Genomic DNA, 24,323 nt, shown 5'->3' on the forward strand with positions numbered 1-24,323 from the left:
GAGTATTTAAATCCGGCTATCTCTGATTCTTTTTTGTATATCGTTCACCTTCGGAAACCGTATTGAGGATATGTGTATACTCTTCCATAGCTTGGCGGCTATCGAATCTATTCTTCATATATCTATTTGGATCGTAATTAAAATCGGCTGTACGAATGGTGTGGATCGCATCGGCTACCGAATCTGGCTCTTTCGGATGGGCGGTGACTCCAACATTTTCTTTTCTTATGAACTCTCCAGCACGAAAAGTCGGATCAATTACACCCAAGATTGGTGATTCGGCGGCAATGTAATCTGCCATTTTCAACGAGATATTTTGTCGGTTGCGCGGATCATTACCGCCGACGTACAGAAGCAGATGAGACTTCTTTAGAATAGGGATAATTTCATTGTATGGCACTGGGTCATATGTAGTCACGATATCCTCTAGATTCTCTTCACACACTTTCTGCTGGTATTCCTCTTTCCAGTCACCGTAGAACTGAGTCTGTATTCCTCCACTACCGTGACGCCTCACGTACTCGCTCAAACCCTCTAAGAATCCGTATGGCTCGATCCATCCGTCATAGAAAGAGCCCGCGTATGTAATTGTGAAATTATCAAACTTTTCGGTGCTTATCCTGTTAAATTTCTCAACTTCAACACCACCAAATCCTAAATAAGGTATCTTATAGAATTTTGATTCGGGTAGATCTGGATAAGATTGCTTGAAGTGATTGTCATTCATCTGAATGCCATCCCACCATACTACTTGATCTGTAGATATAACAACACGTTCTTCCAAAATGCGTCTCTGGAGATGAGAGTAGGATCCAGTGTCTACATGAACATTTGTCGCTAGAGGATCACGGAATTCTGCCAACCATGGCTCCCCTGTGATTTTCTTCAATATGTATCCAAGAGCGTGTAACTCAGGAGGGCTACAGTGAGTCACCATCACATCGATATCATCTGAACGTACACGGCGAGTGAGCTTAGGAACCTCTTTTAGGATGCCGGAGATCGATGGATCGGGAACATACCCTATTTCGACTTCCCACCCTTGCTCGCGCAGCAACTCTTTGTTCGCCTCTTTCTCGGGTCCGCCCCCCATCTCACGTGTACGATTATTAGAGATCATTAGCACCCGATTCATAGCTTGATTAGCGCTTCTACCCCATACTTGAAAACATTCTCTTTTTATATGCCAGTGTATCTAGTGTATCTTGCGGTGTTCAGATAAGGATTGAAAGGAGAGGCGGTGCGTTTTCAAAGTGATCTATGCCCGAAAACGACCGCCTCAGCGGCTGTTTAGAAGAGATCAACTTAGAGTTTATGGAGCGAGAAGCAACACCGAAACTGTTGATGAAGCTCAGTATTCAGCTCCATCTGGCTGGATTATCGCTTTCGAATACTGTTTCTTTTCTTGAGGTATTTGGTGTTGATCGGGTTCGATCTACCGTTCATAACTGGGTTCACAAGGCTGATTTACAGCCGAAACCAGGGCAGAGCCCGAATCACGTTGCGGTTGATAAAACTGTGATTCAACTTGATGATGAACAATATTGGCTGTACGCTGCCGTCGATCCAGATTCGAACGATCTGCTACACACAAAGCTTGAACCGACGAGAACAAACGTGATCGCGGATCAGTTTTTCGCGGAACTCCGCGAAAAACACGACGTGGACGACGCGATCTTTCTTGTTGATGGTGCGGTTCCACTTCACCGAGCATGTGAAAAACATGGCCTCAATTTCAGATACGAACGACATGGAAATCGGAACAGCATCGAACGTATCTTTCGTGAGATAAAACGCAGAACTACCAGTTTCTCAAACTGTTTTAGCAACGCCAAAGCAGAAACTGCTGACGAGTGGCTGAGATCGTTCGCGTTCGCATGGAATCAGCTTATCTGAACACGACCGTGTATCTTGGGCAACAGTATATGCTACCGAAGCTTGTAATACCCTGAGTATAATCCCACTATACAATGACTGATATTGTTCTGATAACAATTGATTCTTTGCGTCACGATCATCTAGGTAGCTACAATTATAACAGAGATACATCTCCAAACATAGACGATATCGCAGAAAGATCCCATCGATTCTCCAACGTCTTCTCACATGCAGGGATGACACGGGCCTCTTTCCCTACCATTCTTAGCTCGTCCTATACCAATATGTACGGAGGCTACGAAAGAATAACTGAAGGAAGAGCGCTCATTTCGGAGGTGCTGAAGGAAGAGGACTCCTCTACCGCGGGATTTCATTCAAATTTGTTTCTCTGTGCGGACTTCGGGTATGAGCGCGGCTTTGATACCTTCTACGACTCTAAGACCGACCCAGGTCTCACTGCGAAGCTCAGACAGCTCATTAAAACGAACCTCGATCAAGACAGCCTCTTGTATGGGGTTCTACAGAGTCTCTACGACGCGACAGAAAAGAACGCCGGCCTCAACGTCGGTTCTAGCTATGTGAAGGCAGACGCGATCACCGATCGATCGATTGAATGGGTAAATCAGACCGATTCTGACGATCGGTTCCTCTGGACGCATTATATGGACGTACATCATCCATACGTACCACCGGAGGAGTACCAGCTTCAGTTCCGCGACTCGCCGATAAGCGATAGACGGTCAATCAAGCTCCGGAGGAAGATGTTGGAGTCGCCCGACGAGATTACCCGAGAGGAACGACAAGATCTCATTGACCTGTACGACGCCGAGATACGGTTTACCGATCACGAGGTAGGACGCCTCGTCGATGAGGTGAAGGATTCGTGGGGCGAAGATACGATCGTGATGATCACCGCGGACCATGGTGAAGAGTTCTATGAACACGGGCAGTACAGCCACAACACTGTCCATGATGAAGGGATCCACGTACCGCTAATAATCGACGACGGTACCACGGGAGAACACGATGAGATAGTTGGCCTCGTAGATATTGCTCCCACGATCGCGGAGTACGCTGGGTGTGACATCCCAGACAATTTCTATGGTAATAGCCTCATCTCGGTTGTTACTAACGGTATCTGGGAACGAGACCACGTTATCGGGGATTGGGGAGGATCTGACGGCGAACCGGATCGGTTCTTCTACCGCTCCCACGATTGGAAGTATATAAAAAAGCAAGACAACGAACAATTATACGATCTAACTACAGACCCGGAAGAGAAGAACGACATCAGAGGTGAAAATCCGCCTGCCTTGTCTGAGATCCGATCTAAGATAGAGGAGCACCGGAAACTGGTCTCTGAAACGTCGATGGACGCAGGCGACGTGGAAATGGACGAAGTGGTTCAAGACCGTCTAGAGAAACTCGGATACAAGACTTGACGAGATGGAGCTCGGACAGAAATCGGTTATACATTTTGTATCGCAGTTTGCTGCTACGATAGCAGGATTCTTGGCGACGATTTTTCTCGCTCGCGTTCTAGGAGCCGATACCTTGGGAACCTACTTTCTGGTGATTGCCGTGTTGACGTGGGTAAAGATGTTCTCCACGATGGGGATTACCAGATCGGTGAGCAAGCGCATCAGCGAAACCGACGAACCGGGTGAATTCCTCACGGCTGGGCTTCTCATACAGATCACAAGCGTCGTCATCGTGTCGTTGTCTATTCTACTGTTTCGGGGACCGCTACAGGAATACACGGGGTATAGTAATATCGAAGTTCTAATTGTACTACTACTGTCAGGTTCGTTCTTCGGATTCATAACCTCGCTGTTGGTTGGTGAGGGCTTAGCGCACGTCGCAGGCGCCCTCAATCCTCTTGATCGAATTATTCGGACGATCGTACAACTTACCCTCGTCGTCTTGGGATTCGAACTACTCGGGTTATTTCTGGGGTATATAGTAGCGAGCGTCATCGCAGCGACCGTCGGGATCTACTTTGTCGCCGCCAAGCTCGAATATCCTGAGAAGCGTCACTTCATATCAATCTGGTCGTACGCGAAGTATTCGTGGATTGGCAACTTTAGCAACCGAAGTCTCGCGTCGATGGATACGATCGTCCTCGGCCTCTTCGTCACGTCCGATCTGATCGGGATTTACGAAATCGCATGGAACGTGGCTTCGGTTCTCGCCGTGTTCGGTGTGTCAATCAATCAAACACTGTTCCCCGAGATAAGTAGTCTGGACGAAGAGGCATCTGAAGAGGTCGCTGATCTGGCACAGACTGGTGTCGCTTACTCCGGTCTCTTTCTCATTCCTGGTCTCATTGGTGGTTCAGTTCTTGGGGAGGTCATTTTGTCCGTGTACAGTGCCGAGTTCCGTCAGGGATACGTGGTACTGGTTGTACTGATACTCGCTCGACTTATTTCGACGTATAAGTCCCAGTTCACCAACGTCATCGATGCGATCAACAGACCGGACGTTACCTTCAGGGTTGACGGCGTTTTCGTGACTGCTAATATCGTTCTTAATATCGTTCTCGTGTACCTCTATGGTTGGATCGGCGCGGCGGTCGCTACGGCTGTTTCGGCTCTGCTCGGTGCCCTACTTTCCTATGATGCGCTTGTCCGACTGACAGAATTTAGATTTCCGATTGCTGAGGTCTCAAAACAGGTGGTTTCCGCATTCATTATGGGAATATTCATTTATGCAGGTGCGGAGTTCATAGCGTACGAACTCGTTCCAAGTCTCTTCTTGATACCGATTGGAGCGCTAATATATTTCGCGGTATTGTTGGTAATCTCTCGCCGGTTCAGAACAATCGTTCGAAATAATGCCCCGGACAGAGTCCATCCATTCAATTAGGGTACTGCTCGTCTTCAACGAAGGATTTCTCGTACAGAGGATTTAATATTCTCAGACGGTTTCCAATTGAGTTTCTGTGCTGCTCTTGAGATATCCACCTCAAACTGGTCGACTACAGTTTCGCTTGAACGTGGGTTGTTAACCAACTGGATGTCAGTTTCTGCGCCTAACTCCTCTTCGGCTTCCTTCCGCACAATCTCCGCAACCTCCATCACGCTCATGTCTTCCTCTCCAGCAATTTCGTACGTCTCGGTTCCGGTTTCGCCGCGCGCTAGCTGCTCTAACAGCCGCTCCATGCTCCGGATGTGTGCCCGTGCCACGTCTTTCACGTGAACGAAATTACGTGCTTGGGTTCCGGGCTCGTACACCGTTAGCGTCGCGTCAGCGAGTGCTCGGTTGACGAAGAAGTTGATAACGGTTGGCTTGTCGATACTCATATCACCGACAACATGTTCACCGTACAGATTCGAGATAAGAAACAAATGCGCCGGGAACGCGCCGTCCGCGAAGGTTTGAATGGATCGCTCACCAAGTAGCTTCGTTCGGCCGTACCAGTTCAGCGGGTCTCGCGGCTGGTCGGCGGTAATCGGGAATTCCTCTGGGTCACCAAGTACGGCCATACTGAACGGGAACACTAACCCAGCGCCTGTCTTCCGACAGAACCATGCCACGTTGTTTGTTCCCGTCACGTTCACGTCATATGCCAGATCCGGGTTTTCTTCGCAGTCGTCAACTCCGCTCAGTGCCGCGAGGTGACAGACCACGTCCGCACCCGCAAGCGCGTCCTCCAACCGCCCACGGTTTCTGATATCCACGTGTTCGATCTCGATATCGCCGATCGCGTCGACCTGCCCACGATACATATTATCGATTGCGATCAACTCCCAATCGGGGTGAGTCTCACGCAGCTCGACGATCATCCGACTTCCGATGTATCCAGCCGCACCTGTGACCGCTATTGTCGGGTTCGTCCCGGAATCTGACTCACTCATCGGTTAGCACGCCCGGCAGGAACCGGTCCTCGTGGGCGGCGATCCGATCCTGCTCCTCGACGAGCGTCCCGAGGACGTCGCGGATCCCGGCTTCGAGCTCTTGGCGCTGGCCGCCGACGAGTTCGAGGAACCGCTCGTTCTCCATCTCCATCTTGTGTTCCTCGTCCTCGTTGCGCGGGTTCTCGTAGTGTTTCACCTCGGCGTTGAGGTCGAACTCGTCGCCGACCTCGGCGATCGTCTCCGCGAGCTCGACGATGGCAACCGGCCGGGTGACTTGGTTGTACACGTCGATGCCATCCTCGTCGGAGTGGCCCTGCTCGACGAGTCGCACGAGACTCTCGACGGTGTCTTCGAGGCTCACCATCGGCTTGCGCTGCTCGCCTTTGCCGTACACCGTGATCGGGTATCCCGCAACGGCCTGCGCGCAGAACCGGTTCACGACGGTGCCGAAGTAGTAGTCGAAGTCGAACCGCGTCGGGCTCTCGTGAGCTTGGGTCTCCTCTGTCTCGGTACCGTACACGATCGCGGTCCGCACCTCGCTCATCGGGAAGTCGAACTGCGACTCCGCGAGCCGCATGTTCGCGGCGTCGAACGACTTCGTCTGGTGGTACCAGCTGCCGCCCATCGCCGGGAAGGGCACTTCGTCGGAGCCGCCCTTCCGATCGACCTCCAGCCCGCCTTCTGGAATCGGGAAGTGGGGCGCGCCGTAGATACCGGTCGTCGTCGTCTCGATGAAGTGGGTGTCCGACAGCCCCGTCTCGTGGAGCCCGTGGAGCAGGTTCAGCGCCATTGAGACGTTGTTGCGCTGGGTGTACAGCGCGCGCTCGCCGTTGATCGACGAGTACGGCGCGCTCGGCTGGGCGGCCGCGTGAAGCACGGTGTCCGGTTCGTGCGTGTCCAACAGCTGGAGGACGAAGTCGCGGTCGGCGAGGTCGCCCTCGATCAGGCTGAGGTTCTCGACGCGCCCAAAGCGCTCTTCGGGACCGTCGATCCGCGTCGCCGACACGCTGCCCGACTCGGCGACCCAGTCGCGCCGCGAGAAGTCGTCGACGCAGACGATCCGCTCGTCGAGGCGGTCGGCCAGTCGCAGGGCGGTCGGCCAGCCGAGGTAGCCGTCGGCACCGGTAAGGAGTACGGTCATCGTTACTCAGATGTTGAGTAACTGCTGCTAAATGTTTTCCGGTTGTTCCTCCGCGGTGAGGAGACGGTGCCCGTCGCGGGCGCTCGGGCTACCGTGCGTCGTGTCCTACGTCGTCGTCGCCCCCGTGATCGGCGGGGACGCTCTCGTGTCGCCACAACAGGTCGAAGTACTGCCACATCCCCGCCACGAAGGAGGGGTTCTCGGTGACGGCGGCCTGCCGATGGTGGTTCGGCACCTCCTCCTGTTCGACCATCAACAACCCCTGCCCCGACTCGTACGAGAGGCTCGGATCGGCGAACGTGCCGCGCCACGGTAACTCGCGATCGCTGACGCGGACCGAGACGGCGGGGAACGACTCGGCGAGCGACGCGCGGATCTCCGCCTGTCGGCGGCGGTTCTCCGACGAGAGCGACGCCGGGTTCAACAACAGGACGTCGACGGAGACGCCGCGGTCGATGGCGTCCCGAAGCGCCGGCCGGACGGCGTCGATGTAGCCGAAGCTCTTCGAGAGCACGTACACCGCCTCCTCGGCTTCGCGGAACAGCCGTCGCGTCTCGCGCTCGCTCGGCTCGCCGACGTCGACGACGTGGAACAGGTCCTCGGTCGGGCTGAGTTCGTCCACGCCGCGGTTCCGCACCGGGGCGTACTCCTCGACGAACGCCTCCTCGACGGCCTCCACGTCCTCGCGGAACCGCTCGTAGGCGTGCCGCCGGTTCTCGACCGCGCGCTCGGCGATCGCCGCCGGCTCGTGCGGCTCGTACCGCTTCGGACGCCCGGGAATCATCTTCACGTATCCCGCTTCCGCGAGCGCGTCGAGGACGCCGTAGATCCGCGCCTTCGGGATCCCCGTGGCCTCGGCGAGATCCGGAGCCGTCGTCCGTCCTAACAGTAGCAGTTCCTCTAGCGCTTCGGCCTCGTACTCCGTCAGATCGAGCAACGAGAAGAGGTCGGCTCCGGGCTCGGCCATGGTCGTGCGTCGTCGTCGGGCCAGTAAGTAGCTACTGGTGGCGTCGGAACAGTTATTACGTGAGCGTCTATACGGTTACTCAGAACATGAGTAACTCAAGTTCCTCCGACGACTCCCACCTCGCTGACGTCCCCGACGGCGCTGGCTGTACGGAGATCTGGGAGCGGCTTTCCGAAGGCCGCGACGAGGAGCCAGACGACGAGTAGCCCTGGCATTGCCGCTCCGGGCGACGTGGAGGGCTGGCCGCGCCGAGCGAACACGCACACGGCCCGCCAGATCCCATCGCCTGCCACGGCGAACAGTAGAGAGATGATCTGTCAGTCCGTCATCGATCCGACCCTTCTTGACCGCACCCCGCGAATTACGGCCCGACATGGATCTCTCTATCGTCGGTAGCGGCTACGTCGGCACGACGGTCGCCGCCTGCTTCGCCGATTTGGGCCACGACGTGGTGAACATCGATATCGACGAGTCGGTCGTCGAGACGATCAACGCCGGCGAGGCCCCGATCCACGAGGAGGGACTCTCGGAGCTCATCGCCGAGCATGCCGGACCAGACGGAACCGGCCGCCTTCAGGCGACGACCGACTACGCGGCCGTCCGCGATACCGAGGTAACGTTCCTCTGTCTCCCCACCCCGCAGAAAGACGACGGCAGCATCGACCTGTCGATCACCGAGGCAGGCGCGAGCCAACTCGGGAAAACGCTCGCCGACAAGGCCGACTGGCACACAGTCGTCGTCAAGAGCACGGTCGTCCCCGGCTCGACGGCGGACGCTATCACGCCGATTCTTGAAAGAGAAAGCGATAAAAGGGTCGGCGAGGGGTTCGGCGTCGGGATGAACCCGGAGTTCCTGCGCGAGGGGACGGCGGTCCACGACTTCCTGAACCCGGACAAGGTCGTCCTCGGCGCGGACGACGACCGCGCGCTCGGAGACATGCGCGACGTGTTCGCCCCGCTCGTCGAGGGGACGGACGCGCCGGTCGTCGAGACCGACACGCGCACCGCCGAGATGATCAAGTACGCCAACAACGGCTTCCTCGCGGCGAAGATCAGCCTCATCAACGACATCGGAAATATCTGTAAGGAGTTCGGCGTCGACGCCTACGAGGTCGCCGACGCGATCGGCCTCGACGACCGGATCAGCGAGCAGTTCCTCCAGAGCGGCGTGGGGTGGGGCGGCAGCTGTTTCCCGAAAGACGTCGCCGCGATCGTCGCGGCCGCCGAGGACACCGGCTACGACCCAGCAGTGCTCAACGCCGTGGTCGAGGTCAACGACCGCCAGCCGGAGCGGTTGGTCGAGCTGCTGGCCGGCCACCTTGTCGAGCGTCGCGAGAGCGGATTCGACGGGGCCGAAATCGCCGTCCTCGGCCTCGCGTTCAAGCCCGGCACCGACGACATGCGGAACTCCCGCGCGATTCCGGTTATCGACGACCTCCAGGAGCGCGGCGCGACTGTCACCGCCTACGACCCGGTCGCGGCCGACAACGCCCCGAACTACGTCGACGACGTGACCTACGCGGAGTCGGCCGCGGCGGCGCTCGACGGTGCCGACGGCGCGGTCGTCGTCACCGACTGGGACGAGTTCGCGGCGCTCGACGAGGAGTTCGACGCGATGGCGACCCCGATCGTCGTCGACGGCCGACGAATCGTCGAGCGCCGCGACGGGATCACCTACGAGGGACTGACCTGGTGAGCGACGGAACGCTCTCGCTCACTCCACGGTGACGCTCTTCGCGAGGTTCCGCGGCTTGTCGATCGACCGCCCCTTGTCGTTCGCCACGTGGTAGGCGAACAGCTGGAGGTAGACGTTCGCGACGAGCGGCTCGGCGACCCCCACGTCCGGCACGGGCAGCGAGACGTCCAGCGTCCCGTACTCGTCGCCCGCCGACACACACCCGATCGCGGGCGCGCCCCGCGTCTGTGCCTCGGTGACGTTGTTCATCGTCTCGTCGGCGCGCCCGCCCTCGGTCAACAGAGCCAGCACGGGCGTGTCGGGCGTCACCAGCGCCAGCGGACCGTGTTTCAACTCGCCGGCCGCGAACCCCTCGGCGTGGTCGTAGGAGATCTCCTTGAGCTTCAGCGCGCCCTCCAGCGCGACGGGCACGCCGAGCTTCCGCCCGACGAAGAAGAACGCCTCGCTGTCGCCGTACTCGGTCGCGGCCTCCCGCACTCGGTTCTCGTTGTCGAGCACCTGCTGGACCGCTCCCGGGAGGTCCCGAAGCCCCTCTAACACGGGCCGCACGTCGGCCGCGGCCAGCGCGCCGCGCTCGCGGCCGATCGACACCGCGAGCATCGCGAGCGTCGCCACCTGCGAGGCGAACGTCTTCGTCGCCGCCACGCCGATCTCGGGGCCGGCACGGATGAACGCGGTGTCGTCGACCTCGCGCGTGACCGTGCTCCCGAGGGTGTTCGTCACGGCGAAGGTGCGCGCGCCGGCGGCGTTCGCCCGCCGGACCGCGCCGAGCGTGTCCGCCGTCTCGCCGCTCTGGGTCACGGCGACGACGAGCGTCCGGTCCGGGCTGCGACCCGCGCCGAATTCGTACTCGCTGGCGATGTCGACCGTCGCGCGGACGCCCGACAGCTCCTCGAACAGCCGCGCGGCGTACTGCCCCGCGTAGTTGGAGGTGCCGCAGGCGACGATCTGGATCTCCTCTAAGTCGGCGAGGAAGCCCGGCGGGAACGAGACGTCGAGGTCGACCTCACCGCGGTCGACGTCGAGCCGGCCGGCGATGGTCTGCCGGAGCGACTCCGGCTGTTCGTGGATCTCCTTGCGCATGTAGTGGTCGTAGCCGCCCTTCTCGGCGGCGTCGGCCTCCCACGTCACCGTCTCGGTCTCGCGGTCGACGAGGTCGCCGTCGGCGTAGACCTCGACGCCGTCGGCCGACAGCGACGCCACGTCGCCGTCCTCGAGGTAGGTCACGTCGCGGGTGTGTTCTAAGAAGGCCGTCACGTCGCTGGCGACGAACGTCGCGTCCGCGCCCCGGCCCAACACGAGCGGGCTCCCGCGGCGCGCGACGACGATCCGGTCGGCGCCCTCGCGGACGGCACAGATCGCGTAGCTGCCCTCCAGCCGGTCTTCGACGGCCCGCACGGCGTCGAGGAGGTCACCCGCGCCCGACCGCTCCGCGAGTTCCTCCTCGATCAGATGGGGGATGACCTCGGTGTCGGTGTCGCTCGTGAACTCGTGGGCGGACAGATCGGCTTTGAGCGCCGCGTAGTTCTCGACGATGCCGTTGTGGACGACTGCGACGTCGCCGTCGCAGTCGGTGTGCGGGTGGGCGTTGGCGTCCGTCGGCGGCCCGTGCGTGCTCCAGCGCGTGTGACCGACCCCGAGCGTCGCGTCGGCCACGTCGGGCACCGCGAGGTTGGCGACCTCGCCTGACCGCTTCGCGACCGTCAGCCCGCTCGACGCGCCGACGAGCGCGATCCCCGCCGAGTCGTAGCCGCGGTACTCCAGGTTGCGGAGCCCCTCGTGGACGAAGTCGCCCACGCGGGCGCCGCTGTCGTCGTCGGTCCCGCCGTCGGTCCCGTCGAGCGCGACGCCGTCGCCGACGTAGCCGGTGATTCCACACATGGTTACCCCCTCCGCACGACCGCGCCAGACTCGACTCGTCCGTCGATCACGACCCCTGCGTCGGCCTCGACGTCATCTCCGACGACCGCGCCGTCGGCGAGCGTCGCGCCGCCGCCGACGATCGCGTTGTCGCCGACGACGCCGCCGAGCTCCACGCCGCGGTGGACCGCGTCGCCGACGACGACCGTCGCCGGTCCGCCCGTAACCGTCGCGTTCGCCCCGATCCGCGCGTTGCCGGCGACGATCGCGTCGCGCACCACCGCCCCCGCGCCGATCACGGCGTCGGGGAAGATCACGGCGTTGTCGACGACGGCCCCCGCCTCGATCGTCGCGTTGCTGCCGACCGCGGTGCTGCCGCCGATCGTGACGTTCGACCCGATCCGGACGTTGCCCGCCAGCGCGGTGTCGGCGGCGACGGTCACGGACTCGCCGAGCGCGTCGTCGTCGATCCCCGCGCCGGCGTCGTCGCCGATCAGCGCCGCGTTGACCGTCAGCAGGTCCCAGAGGTTCGAAACGTCGAGCCAGCGGCCACCGTAGCGGACCGCCGACAGCGGCTCGGCCGACGCGAGGCGGTCGAGCGTCGCCGTGATCGCGAGCTCGCCGGTCGCGTGCGTCTCGCGGATCGCGTCGAAGACGGCCGGCGAGAAGGCGTAGACGCCGGCGTTGATCTGGTTCGTCTCGACCGCGCCCTCGGGCTTCTCCTCGATGTCGGTGACGCGGTCGCCGTCGAGCGTCACCACGCCGTACTGGCGCGGGTTCGCGGCGGTCGTGACCGACATCGCGGGGAGGTCCTCCTCGCGGGCGCGGTCGCAGAGCTGCGTGACGACCTCCGGGTCGACGATCCGGTCGCCGTTGAGCACGACGAACGGTCCGTCGACGACCGGTTCGGCCTGTAACACGGCGTGGCCGGTGCCGAGCTGGGTCGACTGCTCGACGTACTCGATCGTCGCGCCCCAGTCGTCGCCGTCGCCGAAGTGGTTCCGGATGCGCTCCTGCTCGTAGCCGACGACGAGTACGACGCGGTCCACGCCCGCGGCCGCGACGGCCTCGACGACATGTTCGAGCAGCGGCCGGTTCGCCACGGGGACCATCGGCTTCGGCCGCCGGTTCGTCAGCGGCGCGAGCCGCCGCCCCTCGCCGGCGGCGAGGATCACCGCGGTCACGGAGTCACTTCTCATGCCTCGAACGTCGCCCGCCCGCGGTTTAAATCGCTCGCGGAACGCCGACCGCACACAGACACAGTAAAGCACGTTTGCGACTATATAAGGGACGTGACAAAATCGGCCGTCATCGCCGACGACGACGAGACGATCCGGTCGATCCTCCAGTACAAGCTGTCGAACGCCGGGTTCGAGCTGACGGCGTGCCACGACGGCGAGGAGTGCCGGCAGGCGCTGGACGGCCCCGCCAGTACGCCCGACGTCGTCGTCCTCGACGTGATGATGCCGCGGCTGAAGGGCACTCAGGTCCCCCGGGCGATCCGCCGCGGCGAGCTCGCGGTCGACCCCGAAGTCCCCGTCATGATGCTCACCTCGCGCGGCCAGGAGGACGACGTGTTGGAGGGGCTGAACGCCGGCGCGGACGAGTACCTCACGAAACCGTTCAGCCCGACCGAGCTGCTCACGCGCGTCGATCGGCTCCTCGAGGCGTAACCGTGGCCGCGCCACCGGGACCCTGCGGCGGCGCGGTGAGCGGGGGACCGCTTCAGGTGTCGGTCTCGTGGCCGCTCACGCTCGGCGTCGTCGTGCTGGGGTCGCTGCTCGTCGCCGCGGCAGTGGTCACCCTCGGCTACTCGGTACGCGCCGCGCGCCGCCGGCGACGGCGCACGCCGATGCGGGCCGACCTCCGGTCCGGCCTCCTCGACCGGCTGTACGGCTCCGGGGAGCCGGCGTGGGAACGGTGTGTCGCCGGCCTCTCGGCCGCCGAGCGCGGCGAGCTCGAGTCGCTGCTCGACGTCTACCTCCGGCAGCTTGAGGGGCGCGACGCCGACGCGCTCGCCGACCTCGGGGCGTCGCTCAGCGTCCCCGAGCGCGCACGGGAGGCGATCGCCGGCGACGACTACTGGGCCCGGATCCACGCGCTGGTGTGGCTCGCGCTCCTCCGCGACGCGCCGGACCGGTCGCTGCTGGAGGCGCACTGTACCGACACGCCGCGCGAGCGCTCCGCGGCGGCCCGGGCGCTGTACGCGGCCCGGACCGACGACGTCGCGACGACCGGCGTCGACCTGCTCCTCTGCGACGACCCCGCGCCGTTCTCGGTGTTCGGCGTCGACACGCTGTACCGCGTCGCCGAGGGAACCCGACGCCGTTCTTCGAGCGGGCGGCCGCCGACTTCGACGCGTGGGAGCCGGCGCTCCAGCGACAGGCGCTGCTCGTGGTGCGACACCTCACCACCGTCGTCGGCGGCGCGGACCTCTCGTGGGTCGTCGGCGCGCTGTCGAGCCCGGACCGGGGGTACGGCCGGCGGCGTGGCGGGCGCTCGGCGCGTACGGCTGGAACCGCCGGCTGCGCGACGGGATCGACCTCGACGCGATCCGCGACGACCCCGCGCCGACGGTCCGCGCGGAAGCGTACCGAGCGCTCGGCGTGTGGGGCGACGCCGACGCGGTCGCGGCGATCGAGGCCGCCGCGCCGTCCGAGTCGGACGCCCGGGCGCAGGTGGCGGCCGCGGAGACGCTCGTCGAGGGTCGAGAGCCGTTCGCGGGCGACGGGACGCCCGACGAGGCGGGAGGCCTCGCGGCGCCGACGGAACCCTTCGAGGCCGCGTACGCGTAGGCGCTCGAACACGCGCGGCCGGCTCGCGGGACCGCGAGCGGCTCTTCGAGGAGGCGCGCGGATGACGACCCTCGAGACCGTCGGGACGACGCTGGTCGTCGGGTCGGGCGTTTCATCGTCACGTACTACCTGCTGATCCACGTCAGCTACCTGCTGATCCACGTGCTGGCGCTGTTACAGCTCCGCGACAGCGTCCGCGAGTCGGAGTGGGACCCTCGTTCCGGCCGTTCGACAGCCCGTTTTATCCCGGCGTCGCCATGGTCGTCCCGGCGTACAACGAGGCGGCGACCATCGTCGAGAGCGTGCGCTCGATGCTTGCGCTCAACTATCCCGATCAAGAGATCGTCGTCGTCAATGACGGCTCGTCGGACGCCACCCTCGACCGGCTCCGGGAGGCGTTCGCCCTCCGCCCCGTCGACGCCGAGGTGCCCTACGACGTGCCCTCCGAGCCGATCCGGGGCGTCTACCGCTCCGCGACCCACGAGGACCTGCTGGTCGTCGACAAGGAGAACGGCGGGAAGAGCGACTCGCTCAACGCCGGCGTCTGGCTCACCGACCAGGAGCTGTTCTGCGCGGTCGATGCCGACACCCTGGTCGACCGCGACGCGCTGTTGGACGTGGTCGCGCCGTTCTTGGAGGACCCCTCCCGCACGGTCGCCAGCGGCGGGACGATCCGCGTGGCCAACGAGTGCGTCGTCCAGGACGGGCAGGTCAAGGAGGTGAACCTCCCGAAGACGGAGCTCGCCGGCGTCCAGGTGATGGAGTACCTGCGGGCGTTCTACTCGGGGCGGCTCGGCCTCGCGCGGCTGAAGGGGCTGATACTCATCTCCGGGGCGTTCGGCGTGTTTCGGACCGACCGGGTCCGCGAGATCGGCGGCTACCGCCACGACACGATCACCGAGGACTTCGACGTCGTCGTCCGGCTCCACCGACACCTCGCCGACGCCGACGTGGACTACCGGATCGAGTTCGTCCCCGAACCCGTCGCGTGGACGGAGGTGCCCGAGTCGCTCGCGTCGCTGGGCCGCCAGCGCCGCCGCTGGTACCGCGGGATGATCGAGACGGTCGTCGCCAGCCGACGGATGTTCTTCAGGCGGCGATACGGCCGCGTCGGATCGGTCGTGTTGCCGTTCTTCACCGCCGCGGAGGCGCTCGGCCCGCTGATCGAGGGACTCGACTACGTGCTGCTCCCGCTCGGGTGGTACCTCGGGATCCTGAACGTCGAGTTCTTCCTGACGTTCCTCCTCCTGACCGTCGGCGTCGAGGTCTTCCTCTCGTGGTTCGGCGTGTTCAGCGAGGTGTGGAGCTACAACCGCTACGAGTCGCCCCGGGACGTGCTCCGACTCCTCTGGTACGGGGTCTTGGAGAACTTCGGCTACCGCCAGTGGAAGACGATCGTCGCCTGGCACGGGCTCGTCGAGTTCCTCCGCGGCGAGCGGTCGTGGGGCGCGATGGAGCGCAGCGGCTTCGGCACGGACGCCGAGCCGGCGGCGACGGACGCCGCGGCTGGCGCGGCGGCGAGCGCGGAGACGGCCGGCTCACGAGCGGAGACCGGCGCGTCCGCCAGCGGCTTCGTGTGGGTCGACCGGCTCGTCGACGCGCCGGCGACCGACGGCGTCCGGTGGCTGGACCGCGTCGCGGGCGACGGCACGCCGGGGCGGTTCGCTCCGGTCGTCTACCCGACGGTCGGCGTCGGCGAGGGCGGGTTCGTCTGGACCGCCGACTTCGGCGACGGCGACGACGACGACGGGGGGTTCGTCTGGACGACGGACCCGTCGCTCGGCGCTGGCGACGGGGGCTTCGCGCTCGTCCGCGACGGCGAGGACGGAGTGCGCGTGACGGCGACGACCGACTTCGCCGACGCGGTGGGCGGCGGCGGCTTCGTCTGGACGGCGGACCCGCCGCTCGGCGCGGGCGACGGCGGCTTCGTGTGGGTGCGGGACTTCGACGTCGGGGCCGGCGACGCGGGGTTCGTCTGGGTCGTGGAGGCGGCCGAGCGCGCCGCCGACGGCGCGTGAGGCCGCCGAGCGACGGGGACGCGTGAGGTCGCGTCGCCGTGCGGCCGCCGAGCGTCGACGGCGGCGCGCGACCGTCAGTCGTCGGCCGGTCCGCGGGGGACCCGCTCGGCGGCGTTGAGGTTCGACACCGCGAAGCGCGCGCCGTCCCCGTCGCTCTCGACGGCGAGGTCCCAGCCGTGGCCAGAGACGACTCGCAGGACGACCAACAGCCCGAGCCCGAACGACTTCACGTTCGTCGTGTCGGCCGCGGTGAGCGCCGCCTCGACGTCCTCGGGCAGACCCGGACCGTCGTCCGCGACGGCGAACCCGTCGTCGTCGCCGGTCACGGTCACGGACACGCCCGGCCCGCAGTGTTCGACGCTGTTGCGGAACAGGTTCTCGAAGAGCCGCTGGAGGCGCATCTCGTCGGCGACGACGGTCGCGCCGGGCGCGACGTCGACGGAGAGCGTCGCGTCGCGCGTCCGGACCGTCTCCCACGCCGCTTCGACGAGGGGTTCCAGCTCGACCCGCGTCCGTTCGCCCACGTCCGCCCCCTCCTTCGCGAGGATCAGGCACTCGGCTATCATCGACTCCATGCGGTCGAGCGATCCCCGAACGCGCGAGAGGAACTCGGCGACACGCCCGGTGGCCGCGTCCTGCGCGAGCTCGGTGAACCCAATCGCGCCCGCAAGCGGGTTCCGGAGGTCGTGGGCGACGATCTCGGCGAACTCGTCGAGGCGGTCGTTCTGCGCGCGCAGCTCGGCGTAGTGCTTCTGGCGTTCGAGCTCCGCGCTCACCCACTCGGCGAGCACGGTGACGAAGTCGCGTTCGGCGTCGCTGATCGGGTCGGACCGCGGCTCGTCGTCCGAGAAGCAGAGCGTGCCGTACGTCTCGCCGTCCACCGTCAGCTCCGCGCCGACGTAACAGGAGAGCCCCGTCGTGTCCACGGCCACGTCGTCGCGGTACTCGGTCGCTGTCGCGTCGACGAAGGCGAGCGGCTCGCCCGTCTCGACGACGTGTCGACACCACGTGCCGCCGAGGTCGACGACGCCCTCCCGCGCGTACGGACCGCTCTCGATGTTGGTCTCCACCACCTCGTAGCGGCCGTCACCGGTGTACGAGAGCACGCCGTTGTCGACGCCGAGGAACTCCCGGCCGACGTCGATCGATCGGCGGAGCCGCTCCTCGTGCGAGAGCTCGGACGCGGTCAGCTGTAACAGGCTCTTGAACGGGTCAGGAGGGTCCGTGTCGGATGGCATGCGTGGAGTAACTCCGGATTACCGGTAGTTCGCGCGGTCGACGCATAAAGCTGCGAGTTCGACCGCTGCCGCCGGGTTAAGACAGGCTTATCCCGCTTTGTCCGCACTAATTGGTGTGCGTAGACGCCGATTCCTCGGCCGCGTCGGAGTCGCCGGCGCGGTCGGCACCGCCGGTTGCGGCTTTCGCGGCGACGATCAGTCCGGACAGGGAGGCGACGCCGACGGGCCGTCGCGCCGCTTTCGGATCGGCGACGACGGGTTCGAAGTCGCGGTCGACGGCGGCGCGTTCGCCCCGTTCTCCGTGCGCGGCGTGAACCTCGGGATGGGCAAGTCCGGGCGGTTCCCGGGCGAGGCCGCGATCACCCGCGCCGAGTACGACCGGTGGCTCGGGCTGATGGGCGAGTTGAACGTCAACGTCGTCCGCGTGTACACCGTCCACCCGCCCGCGTTCTACCGGGCGCTCGCGGCGTACAACCGGTCGCACGCCGAGCCGATTACGTCCTCCACGGCAACTGGATCGGCGAGGAGACGCTCCGCGAGGCGGGCGACGCCGCCTCGCTGTCGGACGCCTTTGACCGCTCGATGCGGCGGGTCGTCGACGCCGTCCACGGCGCGACGACGGTCGAACCCCGCCCGGGCTACGCGAGCGGGACGTACGACGCGGACGTCGGCGACGCCGTCCTCGGCTACGTCGTCGGCATCGAGTGGCCGCCCGCGGTCGTCGCCGAGACGAACCGCGCGGCGGACGCGCCCGGCTACGACGGCGAGTACCTCGCAGCGCCGGACGCTCCGGGGTTCGAGTCGTGGCTCGCCGCCCGACTCGACGCCGCGGTCGGGTACGAGGCGCGCGAGTACGACGCCCAGCGCCCGGCGGCGTTCACCAACTGGGTGACGACCGACCCGCTCGATCACCCCTACGAGCCGTTCGTCGCCGTCGACCCCGACGCGGTCGCCGCCACCGACGCGTACGACGCGGGCACGTTCGCCGCGTACCACGTCTACCCATACTACCCGCCGCTGTTGAACGAGACGCCGGCGTACGCGAACTACACCGACCACCGCGGCGAGCCGAACAGCTACGCCGGCTACCTGAACGACCTCGTCGGCGCGACCGACCACCCGCTGCTCGTCGCGGAGTTCGGCGTCCCCGCCTCGCGCGGTGTCGCCCAGCGAGACGTTCACGGCCGCGACCACGGCGGCCACACCGAGACCGAACAGGGCGAGATCTTCGCCGCGATGTACGAGGACGTCCGCGAGGCAGACGCGGCGGGCGGGATCGCCTTCAGCTGGCACGACGAGTGGTTCAAGCGGACGTGGAACCTCGACGACTTCTCCGACCCCGACCGCCGCCCCCACTGGTCGAACGTCCAGAGCCCGGAGCAGCGCTTCGGCCTCCTGACGTTCGACCCGGAGGGGGCCGTCCCCCTCGACGGCTCCGCCGGGGCGTGGGCGGACGCGACCGCCGCGACACCCGAGCGCGACCCCGTCCGGCTCCGCGACGGCGCGGACGCGAGCCGCGAGCTGACCGGGCTCCGCGTCACGAGCGACGCCGCGTACCTCTCGATCAGAATCGAACTGGACGCCCTCGACGGCGGCGTCGACTGGGACGCGACCAACTACCTGCTCGCCGTCGGCGTCACCGACCGGGGCGCTCGCGCGCTCCCGTACGGCGTCGACGCCGCGGCACCGGCCGACTTCTGCGTGCGACTGGGCGGTCCGGGCGACTCGCGGGCGACCGTCCGCCCGCAGTACGACAAGTTCGCCTACCAGTACGGCGCGGAGGCCGGCCTCGACCTCGACGCCTACCGGGACCCGGAACCGGGCGCGTTCGCCCCGATCCGGACGGTCGTCAGCCGCGGGTACACCGTCCCGCCGACCGACGAGCGGGTCCCTTTCGAGTCCGTCGAGACGGGGACGCTCCGCTACGGGAACGGCAACCCGGAGGCAGACGCGTTCGACTCGCTCGCGGACGTCCACGTCTCGCCGGCGACCGACGCGGTCGAGGTCCGGCTCCCGTGGCTGCTGCTCAACGTCGCGGACCCCAGTCGCCGCCGGCTGGGCGACTTCTGGAGCGAGGGGCTCGACGCCCACGAGACGTTCGAGGCGATCGACGTCGCCGCGGCCTCCTACGCCCCGGCCGGCGCGGACGGGACGGCCGCCGAACTCGACGCCGAGACGAACCTCACGCACGCGGTTCCCGGCGTGTCAGGCGGTCGAATCCGGTTGCTTCGGTTCGCGCCGCCGACGTGGGACCGGCCGGCGTACACGGAGCGGCTCAAGGAGTCGGGGCGGATCGTCGGCGACACGTTCGGGCGCTACGCGGATCGGGAGTGACGCACCGGGCGCGCCTGTCGCGGCCGGCGGCGAAGACTGCTATTCTGGGGGCCGATCCCGCGTCAGCGACTCGCCGAGCCCCGTGATCTCGCCGGCCCCGAGCTTGACGCCGGCGTTCAACGCGGTGTTGATGCCGGTCTTCGCGCCGTCGCCGACGATCGCGCCCAGCTTTCTGCGGCCGGTGTCGACGCGGTCGCCCTTCACCGTAAGCCGGACGTTCTCGCCGTCGTGGCGCAGGTTGGCGACGTTCGTCCCCGCGCCGAAGTTCACGCCGCGACCCAGCACGGAGTCGCCGACGTACGACAGGTGACCGACCGACGCGTCGGCCATCAGCACCGAGTTCTTCACCTCGACGGAGTGGCCGACGTGGGCGTCCGGCCCCACCACGGTCGGCCCGCGGAGGTAGGCGTTCGGTCCCACGTCGACGCCCTCGCGGATCAGGACTGGCCCTTCGACGTACGCGCCGGATCGCACTCGCGCGCCCGCCTCGACGACGACCGAGCCGTGGAGGTGGACGCCCTCCTCGACCGCGCCGGCGATCTCGGTCCCCTCGTCGAGCGCGTCGAGCGCGAGCTCGTTCGCCGCCAACAGCTCCCACGGGCGGCCGACGTCGAGCCACGTCCCGTCGTAGTTCGCGACCGCGATCCGCCGGCCGTCGCCGAGCAGGCGGTCGATCGTCGTCGTGATCTCGTACTCGCCGCGCTCGCTCTCGGGGGTGTCCTCGATGTACTCGAACACCTCCGGCTCGAACGCGTAACAGCCCACGTTCGCGAGGTTCGTCGGCGGGTCGGCCGGCTTCTCGACGATCCCGGCGAGCGAGCCGTCGCCGTCGACCGAGAACACGCCGTACGCCCGGGGGTCCTCGACCTCGGTGGCCGCGACGGCCGGCGCGCCCGCCTCGGCGAGCGCGCGTGGGAGCGAGGCGTCCGCGAGCACGTCGCCGTTGAGCACGAGGAAGTCGTCGTCGACGACCGGTTCGGCCTGCGCGACGGCGTGGGCCGTCCCCAGCGCCTCGGCCTGTTCGACGTAGTGGACCGGGCGGTCGCGGTACGACTCGCCGATCGCCTCGCGGATCGCCTCGCCGCGGTAGCCGGTCACGACGACGAACTCGTCGACCACGTCGCGGGCCGTCTCGAACACCCGTTCGAGCAGCGAGCGGTCACCCACCGGGAGCAGCGGTTTCGGGCGGCGGTCCGTCAGCGGTCGCATCCGAGTCCCGCGGCCGGCCGCGAGCACGACTCCGTACATGTGCGGAGCCGACGGCGGGCCGGGGCTTATTGACTGCGGTCGGGTCCGGGGATTCAGTCGCCGCCCGCGTCGGCCCGGTCGACGAGCCCCCGGGCCGTCTCGAAGAGCGCGTCGGCGTCGGCCTCGTCGCGCGCCTCGGCCGTGATCCGCACCAGCGGCTCGGTCCCGCTCGCGCGCACGAGGAACCAGCCCGCGTCCGTCTCGACTCTGACGCCGTCGAGCGTCGACACGTCGTCGTACTCGGCGGCCGCGACCTCGCCGACGCGCTCGACGATCGCCGCCTTCCGCCCCGTGCGCACGGAGTCGCGGCGGATCGGGTACTCGGGCAGGTCGTCGACGAGCCGCGCCAGCGACCCCGCCGCGCCGACGAGCGCGGTCAGGATACACGCCGCCAGCGGGCCGTCGGGACAGAGCGTCCGGTCCGGCCAGATCCACGCGCCGCTCGGCTCGCCGCCGAAGGCGACGCCCGGCTTCGCCGCCTCCGCGGCCACGTACGCGTCGCCGACGGGCGTGTACGTCACCGCGGCGTCGACCTCGCCGAGCGCGTCGGCGACGAGGAGGCTCGTGTCGACCGGGACCGCGACGCGGTCGCCCGGCTCGGCCTCGCGGCGCGCGAACAGCGCGAGCAGGGCGTCGCCGGCGACGAACCGCCCGCGCTCGTCGATCGCCATCAGCCGGTCTGCGTCGCCGTCGTGGACGAGCCCGAGGTCGGCGTCGGTCGCCGCCACCACCTCGCAGGCGGTCTCGCAGTTCGCCGCGGTCGGCTCGCTCGGGCGGCCCGGGAACCGGCCGTCGCGCTGGCCGTTGAGCGTCTCGACGTCGCAGCCGGCGGCGTGGAGCGCGTCGGCGGTGACGCGTCCGACGCCGTTCCCGAGGTCGACGACGACCGAGAGGTCGTCCGGGATCGGGACGGTCTGGCGGAGGGCGCGCTCGTGGCGGCGTCTGGCGTCGCCGCCGACCGTCGCCTCGCGCTCCTCGACCGTTCCGATCCCGTCGTGGCCGGCGAACTCGAACGCCGCCATCTCGACGATATCGGCGATCCGGTCGTTCCGCGCCTCGTCGAACGCGCGCCCGGACGCCGTCCAGAGCTTGATCCCGTTGTCGGGGGCCGGGTTGTGCGAGGCCGTGACGACGACGCCGGCGTCCGCGCCCTCGCGAGAGACCGCCCGCGCCACCGTCGGGGTCGCCTCGACGCCGACGTCGATCACGTCGCTCCCGCACTCGGTGAGCCCCGCGGTGAGCGCCCGGGTGAGCATCGCTCCGCTGTCGCGGGCGTCGCGCCCGACCACGACCGTCCCCGCGCCGTCCGTCGCGAGCGCGCGCCCCACGTCGAGCGCGAGGGCCGCCGTGACCTCGTCGCCGACCGGGCCGCGAACGCCGCTGGTGCCGAACATACCTCTCGATCACCGGCCACCGCAAAGATGGTTCGGGACGGCGGGTGGCATCGGGACGGGGGTCGGCGTCAGAACGACTCAGAGCGGTCGCCGCCGCGCCCGCTATTGGGACCGAACTCCGGGCCGTCGTCGGCGTCGAGGTTGCGGTCAGTCCGTCACCGACCGCGCCAGCGCGCCGAGCCCGACGAGATGCGCCATCGTGACGCCGAACACGGTCGCGGCGTCGGAGAGCCCGAACAGTGGCGTCACGCCGCACGCGACGACGTACGGCACCACCGCGATACAGGCGACGCCGACGGCGAGCAGCAGCATCGTCCGGCTCCCGTTCCGGCGGCTCCCGTCGTAGGCGAGGAACGAGACGTACGCCCCGAGGCAGGCGGTCGCGACGCCGCCGCCGGTCGCCACGAGCGAGAGCGTCACCGGTGAACCACCCCGAGGACGAGCAGGAGCCCGCAGAGCTTGCTCGCGGTCACGACCACGGTCCGCTCGGTGGCCGTCACCCACGCGACGTTGCCGAACGCCAGCCGGAACGAGAACATCGTATTTATATCTTTGGTGGCGTTGCCGGCTCAGCAGCGCTGAACTCGGTATATGTGAACTCGGCGACAAGCGGAGAGTACAGCATGAGTGACCACAGCTGGTCTCCACGCTCGCCGAGCGAGGCGCTCGCGCGCTTCCTCGGTGTGCCGTTCGACGCGCAGACGTATCGCAACCTGGCGTACCTGCTGCTGGCGTTCCCGCTGGGCATCGCCTACTTCACCGTCGTCACGACCGGCCTCTCGACGGGGCTCGGGCTCCTCGTCACGTTCGCGGGCGTCCCGATCGTCATCGCGACGCTGCTCGTGACCCTCGGGATCGGCTCCTTCGAGCGGCGGCTCGCCGACTACCTCCTCGACGTCGATGTCGATGCCGACGCCGGGGAGGTCGAACTCGCCTTCGGGTCGGTCGAGGAAACGATCGGCACGACGAAGCGGGTCCTCACCGCGCCGACGACGTGGACCGGGCTGCTGCTCGTCGGGCTCAAGTTCGTCTACGGCGTCGTCGCGTTCACCGCGCTCGTCACCGCGTTCGCGGTGTCGGCGACGCTCCTCGCCGCGCCGGCGCTCTACGACGCCCCCGGCGTCACCTACACGTTCGGCCCGTACGTGATCGACACGCTGCGCGAGGCGGTCGCCGGGGCCGGCCTCGGCGTCCTCCTCGTCCTCGTGTCGCTTCACGTGAGCAACGGCCTCGCCCGGTTCGGCGGGTTCCTCACGGACGCGCTGCTCGGCGGTGCGGCGCGGTCCGCAGAGGTCACCGATGCGTGACCGCCCGGCCGGTGACGCGGGGTCGACGCGGCGACGACTGCTTGGTACGGCCGGTGCTGGACTGGCGACCGCCCTCGCGGGCTGCGGCGGTCTGTTCGACCCGTAGACGACCGACGGCGAGATCCGTAGCGCCGCCGAGACTGTCCTCGCCGCCGACCCGTCCGCCGCGGCGGCCCGGCGGCCGCGCTCGGGCCGACATCTGTCTGATCCACGGCGGCACGGCGAGCGAATGGATCGCGTCGGACCCGTCCGTGTCCGCGCCGATGAGACGGAGCGTCGAACAGTCCCTTCGGAGAGGGCGTATCCACACGCCGGTGAAATCCCTCCAGCCGCTACCTGTCACTCGTCGGGTAAACACTCATAAGTGTCGTCTAGACAATGTAGCGCGAGCCATGGACGTCCACGATGAGCGTGTTCCCGAGAAACTATTCTCACAATTCGTCGAGCGGATGCCGCAAGCCTGTGTCGAGTTGATCGTCGAGTCGACGGAAGGCATCCTCGTCGCGAAACGCGATATCGAGCCGTCAGTCTGGTTCTGGCCCGGTGGCCGACTGTACAAGGGCTGTCTCTTATACACATCTCTGAGCGGG

Annotated in this window: 20 protein-coding genes and 3 pseudogenes; 10 read left to right on the forward strand and 13 right to left on the reverse strand. The window is 65.9% G+C overall.

What is annotated here, in order from left to right; translation table 11 throughout:
• Positions 1–16 precede the first annotated feature (16 nt).
• On the reverse strand, positions 17–1,135 hold the full coding sequence (locus C464_RS18505) for a glycosyltransferase family protein (protein WP_152420917.1): 1,119 nt from the start codon (positions 1,133–1,135) through the stop codon (positions 17–19).
• Positions 1,136–1,260: 125 nt separating this feature from the next.
• Between C464_RS18505 and C464_RS17460 the strand changes: the two genes are divergently transcribed.
• The 3 genes from C464_RS17460 (at position 1,261) to C464_RS09480 (ending at position 4,743) form a co-directional block, all read left to right on the forward strand.
• Positions 1,261–1,896: an IS6 family transposase gene (locus C464_RS17460; protein WP_080510421.1), complete on the forward strand. Its 636-nt coding sequence runs from the start codon at positions 1,261–1,263 to the stop codon at positions 1,894–1,896.
• A 74-nt stretch (positions 1,897–1,970) separates the two neighbouring features.
• Positions 1,971–3,320 carry a sulfatase gene (locus tag C464_RS09475; protein WP_049911017.1) on the forward strand — a complete coding sequence of 450 codons (1,350 nt, stop codon included), beginning with the start codon at positions 1,971–1,973 and terminating at the stop codon, positions 3,318–3,320.
• A gap of 4 nt (positions 3,321–3,324) precedes the next feature.
• Positions 3,325–4,743 (forward strand): oligosaccharide flippase family protein, encoded by a 1,419-nt coding sequence (locus C464_RS09480; RefSeq protein ID WP_006113470.1) that lies wholly within the window; start codon positions 3,325–3,327, stop codon positions 4,741–4,743.
• Positions 4,744–4,757: 14 nt separating this feature from the next.
• On the opposite strand, the gene C464_RS09485 is transcribed toward C464_RS09480, so the two are convergent.
• From C464_RS09485 to C464_RS09495, 3 genes are all read right to left on the reverse strand, one after another.
• Entirely contained in the window at positions 4,758–5,735 is a 978-nt protein-coding gene (locus C464_RS09485) for an NAD-dependent epimerase/dehydratase family protein (protein WP_049911018.1), read from the reverse strand.
• A complete protein-coding gene (locus tag C464_RS09490) occupies positions 5,728–6,876 on the reverse strand; it encodes an NAD-dependent epimerase/dehydratase family protein (protein ID WP_006113472.1) in 1,149 nt (382 codons plus the stop codon). The genes C464_RS09485 and C464_RS09490 overlap by 8 nt, the downstream gene beginning before the upstream one ends.
• Positions 6,877–6,964: 88 nt before the next feature.
• Positions 6,965–7,843, reverse strand: a complete 879-nt coding sequence (locus C464_RS09495) for a TrmB family transcriptional regulator (protein WP_006113473.1) — start codon at positions 7,841–7,843, stop codon at positions 6,965–6,967.
• Between the two features lie 373 nt (positions 7,844–8,216).
• On the opposite strand from C464_RS09495, the gene aglM reads away from it, so the two are divergent.
• Positions 8,217–9,539: a UDP-glucose 6-dehydrogenase AglM gene (gene aglM / locus C464_RS09500; protein ID WP_006113475.1), complete on the forward strand. Its 1,323-nt coding sequence runs from the start codon at positions 8,217–8,219 to the stop codon at positions 9,537–9,539.
• 18 nt (positions 9,540–9,557) lie between these two features.
• On the opposite strand, the gene glmS is transcribed toward aglM, so the two are convergent.
• Both glmS and C464_RS09510 read right to left on the reverse strand, forming a co-directional pair.
• Positions 9,558–11,420 (reverse strand): glutamine--fructose-6-phosphate transaminase (isomerizing), encoded by a 1,863-nt coding sequence (glmS, locus tag C464_RS09505; protein WP_006113476.1) that lies wholly within the window; start codon positions 11,418–11,420, stop codon positions 9,558–9,560.
• Positions 11,421–11,422: 2 nt separating this feature from the next.
• Positions 11,423–12,598 carry a sugar phosphate nucleotidyltransferase gene (locus tag C464_RS09510; RefSeq protein ID WP_080510422.1) on the reverse strand — a complete coding sequence of 392 codons (1,176 nt, stop codon included), beginning with the start codon at positions 12,596–12,598 and terminating at the stop codon, positions 11,423–11,425.
• A gap of 93 nt (positions 12,599–12,691) precedes the next feature.
• Here C464_RS09510 and C464_RS09515 point away from each other — a divergent pair, with 93 nt between their 5' ends.
• Positions 12,692–13,072, forward strand: a complete 381-nt coding sequence (locus C464_RS09515) for a response regulator transcription factor (protein ID WP_006113478.1) — start codon at positions 12,692–12,694, stop codon at positions 13,070–13,072.
• A 406-nt stretch (positions 13,073–13,478) separates the two neighbouring features.
• On the opposite strand, the gene C464_RS19635 is transcribed toward C464_RS09515, so the two are convergent.
• Positions 13,479–13,805, reverse strand: coding sequence for a hypothetical protein (locus C464_RS19635; RefSeq protein WP_239640217.1), 327 nt, complete (start codon positions 13,803–13,805; stop codon positions 13,479–13,481).
• Positions 13,806–13,837: 32 nt separating this feature from the next.
• Between C464_RS19635 and C464_RS19640 the strand changes: the two genes are divergently transcribed.
• Together C464_RS19640 and C464_RS09525 are read left to right on the forward strand one after the other, a co-directional pair.
• Entirely contained in the window at positions 13,838–14,194 is a 357-nt protein-coding gene (locus C464_RS19640; RefSeq protein WP_239640218.1) for a HEAT repeat domain-containing protein, read from the forward strand.
• 61 nt (positions 14,195–14,255) lie between these two features.
• Positions 14,256–16,212, forward strand: a pseudogene (locus tag C464_RS09525) (glycosyltransferase family 2 protein).
• 74 nt (positions 16,213–16,286) lie between these two features.
• Here C464_RS09525 and C464_RS09530 read toward each other — a convergent pair.
• On the reverse strand, positions 16,287–17,450 hold the full coding sequence (locus C464_RS09530; protein WP_006113480.1) for a sensor histidine kinase: 1,164 nt from the start codon (positions 17,448–17,450) through the stop codon (positions 16,287–16,289).
• Between the two features lie 106 nt (positions 17,451–17,556).
• Positions 17,557–17,889 carry a hypothetical protein gene (locus C464_RS19980; RefSeq protein WP_006113481.1) on the reverse strand — a complete coding sequence of 111 codons (333 nt, stop codon included), beginning with the start codon at positions 17,887–17,889 and terminating at the stop codon, positions 17,557–17,559.
• Between C464_RS19980 and C464_RS09535 the strand changes: the two are divergent.
• Positions 17,773–19,784: pseudogene (locus C464_RS09535) on the forward strand (hypothetical protein). The gene C464_RS19980 and the pseudogene C464_RS09535 overlap by 117 nt on opposite strands.
• 39 nt (positions 19,785–19,823) lie before the next feature.
• On the opposite strand, the gene glmU reads toward C464_RS09535, so the two are convergent.
• The 4 genes from glmU to C464_RS19860 form a co-directional block, all read right to left on the reverse strand.
• Complete coding sequence (gene glmU / locus C464_RS09540; protein ID WP_006113483.1) at positions 19,824–21,032, reverse strand: bifunctional sugar-1-phosphate nucleotidylyltransferase/acetyltransferase; 1,209 nt, start codon at positions 21,030–21,032, stop codon at positions 19,824–19,826.
• 53 nt (positions 21,033–21,085) lie between these two features.
• Positions 21,086–22,426, reverse strand: coding sequence for a phosphoglucosamine mutase (gene glmM, locus C464_RS09545; protein WP_006113484.1), 1,341 nt, complete (start codon positions 22,424–22,426; stop codon positions 21,086–21,088).
• A gap of 147 nt (positions 22,427–22,573) precedes the next feature.
• The gene (locus C464_RS09550) at positions 22,574–22,846 is read right to left on the reverse strand and encodes a DUF7521 family protein (protein ID WP_006113485.1); all 273 of its coding nucleotides are present in this window, start codon (positions 22,844–22,846) and stop codon (positions 22,574–22,576) included.
• Positions 22,843–22,965, reverse strand: a complete 123-nt coding sequence (locus C464_RS19860; RefSeq protein WP_275039719.1) for a hypothetical protein — start codon at positions 22,963–22,965, stop codon at positions 22,843–22,845. Before C464_RS19860 ends, C464_RS09550 begins: the two co-directional genes overlap by 4 nt.
• A gap of 84 nt (positions 22,966–23,049) precedes the next feature.
• Here C464_RS19860 and C464_RS09555 point away from each other — a divergent pair, with 84 nt between their 5' ends.
• Positions 23,050–23,733: a sensor domain-containing protein gene (locus C464_RS09555; RefSeq protein ID WP_006113486.1), complete on the forward strand. Its 684-nt coding sequence runs from the start codon at positions 23,050–23,052 to the stop codon at positions 23,731–23,733.
• 392 nt (positions 23,734–24,125) lie between these two features.
• A pseudogene (locus tag C464_RS09560) lies at positions 24,126–24,323 on the forward strand (hypothetical protein); the annotation flags it as partial.

Origin of the sequence: Halorubrum coriense DSM 10284, assembly GCF_000337035.1 — an archaeon.
In the GTDB taxonomy this organism is placed as follows: Archaea; Halobacteriota; Halobacteria; order Halobacteriales; family Haloferacaceae; genus Halorubrum; species Halorubrum coriense.